This is a genomic window from Candidatus Hydrogenedentota bacterium (genome assembly GCA_018005585.1).
Lineage (GTDB): Bacteria > Hydrogenedentota > Hydrogenedentia > Hydrogenedentales > JAGMZX01 > JAGMZX01.
The window spans coordinates 1-3,407 of the sequence record JAGMZX010000278.1 but is presented as its reverse complement, the minus strand read 5'-3'; the positions used below and the strand labels follow the sequence as shown (position 1 = coordinate 3,407).

The 3,407-nt window shown below is 62.4% G+C and carries 2 protein-coding genes; one reads left to right on the top strand and one right to left on the bottom strand.

Features of this window, described 5'->3' with window-relative positions; genetic code table 11:
* Positions 1-1,689 (top strand): hypothetical protein (locus KA184_23710; GenBank protein ID MBP8132598.1); only part of this gene is annotated, 1,689 nt, incomplete at its 5' end.
* A gap of 626 nt (positions 1,690-2,315) precedes the next feature.
* Here KA184_23710 and KA184_23705 read toward each other — a convergent pair.
* Positions 2,316-3,407: hypothetical protein (locus KA184_23705; GenBank protein MBP8132597.1), on the bottom strand; the 1,092-nt coding region annotated here is incomplete at its 5' end.

Below are 3,407 nucleotides of genomic sequence, written 5' to 3'. Positions count from 1 at the left end.
ACTCTCGTTTCCATCATGAGTTTTCTGGGGATTCTTCAAGAGGGCCGCAAACGGTGGTGGTGCGGCAATGCGGCAGCGAATATTGCATTGTTCTGGATACACCCGTTGACGCTGCTGCTGCCCTTCGTTCAACTGCTCACGCTGTTTCTGTTTGAAGCCAACAGATTCCGCTGGATCCTGGCATGGGGTCTCGTGCAGTTCTTGTGCCTGCTTCCTCTGACCCATTGGCTGCTACAGTCCGCGCCCTACACGGTTTCTTATGAAGAGGACGCGTATACATTCAGTTGGATGACGTTGCTGGTGGACTGGCTTGTTGACGACGCCGTTACGTTGAGCCAGGCGTGGATGTTCCACACGCACACCTGTTCCTGCATTCCGGACAGCCCGTATACGATGGCGGGATTTCTGAAGGGATACGGCTTGTTCAATCTCGCCATGCTGGTGGTGTTTGGCGCGTGTCTGCTGCTGTTCTTGGCAGGAACCGCCCGTGCGTGGCGGCGCTGCTGGCGCGGCCGGGGGGATGCGAGCGCGCGGCAACGCGGTATTGCCGGGGTATTCCTGCTGACCGTCCATACGCTGCCGCTGCTGGTGCTCGTGGGACTGTCGTATGCGTTCCGTCCCGTGCTTATGCCGCAATATACCCTGTACAGCACCTTCACGACGTACATAGCGGTTGGCGTGGTCCTCGGGGCGCTGCGGTCCCGTTATCTGCGGCTTGCGGGGGTGGCGGTGACCGTGGCCGTCTTTGGCTATCAGACGGTGCTCGTCATGCATGAACAGACGCGCTTTGACTGGTCGGGCGCCGCGCGCTACGTCGAGAAGAACGCCGCGACGGATGAGCCTGTTTTGGTTCGCGGGCGTTTCTTTGCCGCCGAGACGTTCCGGATTGCCTTGGGCCCGGCGGAAAGGCCTATTCTGCCGGCATACACGCTCGAGGCCATTTGTGAAAAGGCCGGCCGGCATCTTCCGCTCTTGTCCCCGCCGTCCGTCCGTCCGTTTCGCGTGTGGGCCGTGGTCGAGATGCAATTTGACTCCCCTCCGCTGCCTCTGGACCGGCTGGAAGCAGGGCTTCGCAGCCGCGGGCTTCGGTTTACCGCGGCGTTTTTCCCGGGCATGGGGGGGATTACGGTCTACGGCATTGAACGCGACCCGGCCGCGCCATGCGTTCGTCCGGAAGCGCAGCCTTGTTCAGACTATGACTGTGCGCGGCTGCTCGGGGAGATGGGTCTGCCCGGCGCGGCCGGCGCGGAAGCCGGCCAGGATGCGATTGCCCGGCTGCGGCATATTGTCGAAACAGACTGGCCGCGCGGCGCGTACACGTTTGCACAGTTCAGCATCGCGCTCAGTGATGAAGGCTGCGCGGAACTGGCGGAGGCAGCCGCCCTGAAATCAATTGCATTGCGCCCGGACTCGAGCCTGGGGCAGTTCGCGCTTTCGCTTGCGCTGGCGGAAAAGGGCGAAATGGAGCGGGCCGGGGATGCCTTTGCGAAGGCCGTGGAACGGGACCGTATTGGCTTCTTCCGGCTGTACCAGCCACTCTTTCGCGCCGCATACGAAATCAACGACGCCGGATTAGCGTGCGCGGAAATCAAGAAGCTGGATTCCATTGACCTGTACGTCCCGCAGGTATTCCGTGTCCGCGCAGGTTCGCCGCGCGAAGCGGCGCCCCTCCGTTTGTGCGGACCGTGACGCGTGCTTGTGACTGGATGGTGTGCCGCGAACTTGGGGCGCGTGTCTGAAGACGGGCGGACCTGTTGCGTTAGCTGACGTGTGGGCCGGCCTGGCTTGAACAGGGCGGCGCCATGGTTTCGTGCGCAAAAGCCGCGACGCCGCTGGCGAGGGGGGTGCGGCCCGCCTCCGTTGCGGCCACGCGCATGTCCGCAAACCGTTCGCCGGGCGAGGCGCCAAGAGCAACATCCATGTCCTAGGCGAGTCTGGTTTCGCGGTACGGGAGCACGGCCTGACCGCCGATAATCACGTAGGGGATGGAATACGCGTCAAGCACTCGAGACCGTCCTTCCACCAGTTCGACGAACATCGGGGATTCTCGCCATTTCCAATCGTGATGCGAGGCCGTCCAGCGGCGCGCGCTTGCCCCATTGTCCCCAGAGATGGGCATTCCTAATCATGAGCAGTCTCAGTGCCTGTGTCCCGGCACAAGGAAGGAGGCTTCGCGACAACAAGAAAAGGAAGCGATTGCGCGGGCGAACGGCGCGAAACGCGCAGGCAAATCCTCGCGCTGCCCAGGGATGCCTATCTTTGGACCTGCCCTGGATAGGGTGTACGTCGGCCAGGCGCAGACCCCGCAAGGGTTCTTAACCGGAGTGTAGTTTGAACAGGCGGAAGAAGTTGTAGGGGTCGACAACTTCGATGGGTATTTCGGGATGCTCGCGGCGGAACACGTCAAGCGATTCGAGGATGGACGCGGGCGGGGTCCACACGATGCGGAAGAAGTAGAATCCGGGTGTCTTGTTCCCGCGCTCGAGGATTGCTCCGAACACGGCGTCGGCGGTCTGTTTCGGGTTCGCGAAATTGCACGTGTTGTTGATGAGTTCGAGGACGGGCATGCCCTTCCACACGTGCGGCTCGGGCAACGCGCCGCCGGTATTGTGCAGGTCCATGACGATGGTCGCGTAGCCGTCCGGCGCGAATTGCGCGAAGGCGTCCTTCACGGCGTCCGTGGGCGCGTCCCAATCGAGCACCATGGGCGCGATGGTCATGTCCGTATCGCGGAAGAAGCGCTGGTTGTGCTCGACCAGCAGCGGCAGGTGCCGCGGCTCGACGCGGTTCGGGTTGAAATACCCGGCGGCGCTTGCGTCGCTTGTGAAATGGTCGTTCGGCGTGGCGGTTTCGTAAAAATACGCGATGACGTCCGGGTAGGTCTCGATCAGGTTGGGATTGATCCCCCACGCGAGCGGCAACTTGCCCCGGTTCGGGTCGTCCCAGAACTTGGGCAGGAAATCGTAGAGCGGCGTCGCGGAATCGTAGTCGGCCATGAGAATGCAGACATACGCCTTCTCTTCCACCGCGTCCCGGGGCGCGAGCCGCGCCTGACGCAGCGGTGTAAACGGCGCGCGGCTGTGGAAGGACTGGTTGTAGCAGTCGCTCGAGATTGTATTCTGGTAGCAGTTGTACGGCGAGATGAGATAGACCGTCTCCCATTCCGTGGGCACGGGTTCGTGCTTGCTCGGGTACCCGTCGACGTTGCTGTATTTCCAGAATGCGAAGAATCCGGTCAGTTCCGTCATGTGCTCCCCGGCGGATTGCCGGAGCGTTTCCGCGAGGATCATGCGATAGGTTTCGAGGTCGGTCCCGAGCGGCTGGCCGGGGTCGTCCTTGGGCAGTTCGTCGCCCCACGGCGAAAGGTCGAAGACGAAGGCGCGCTTGTCGACGGCCCAGTCCCGCGT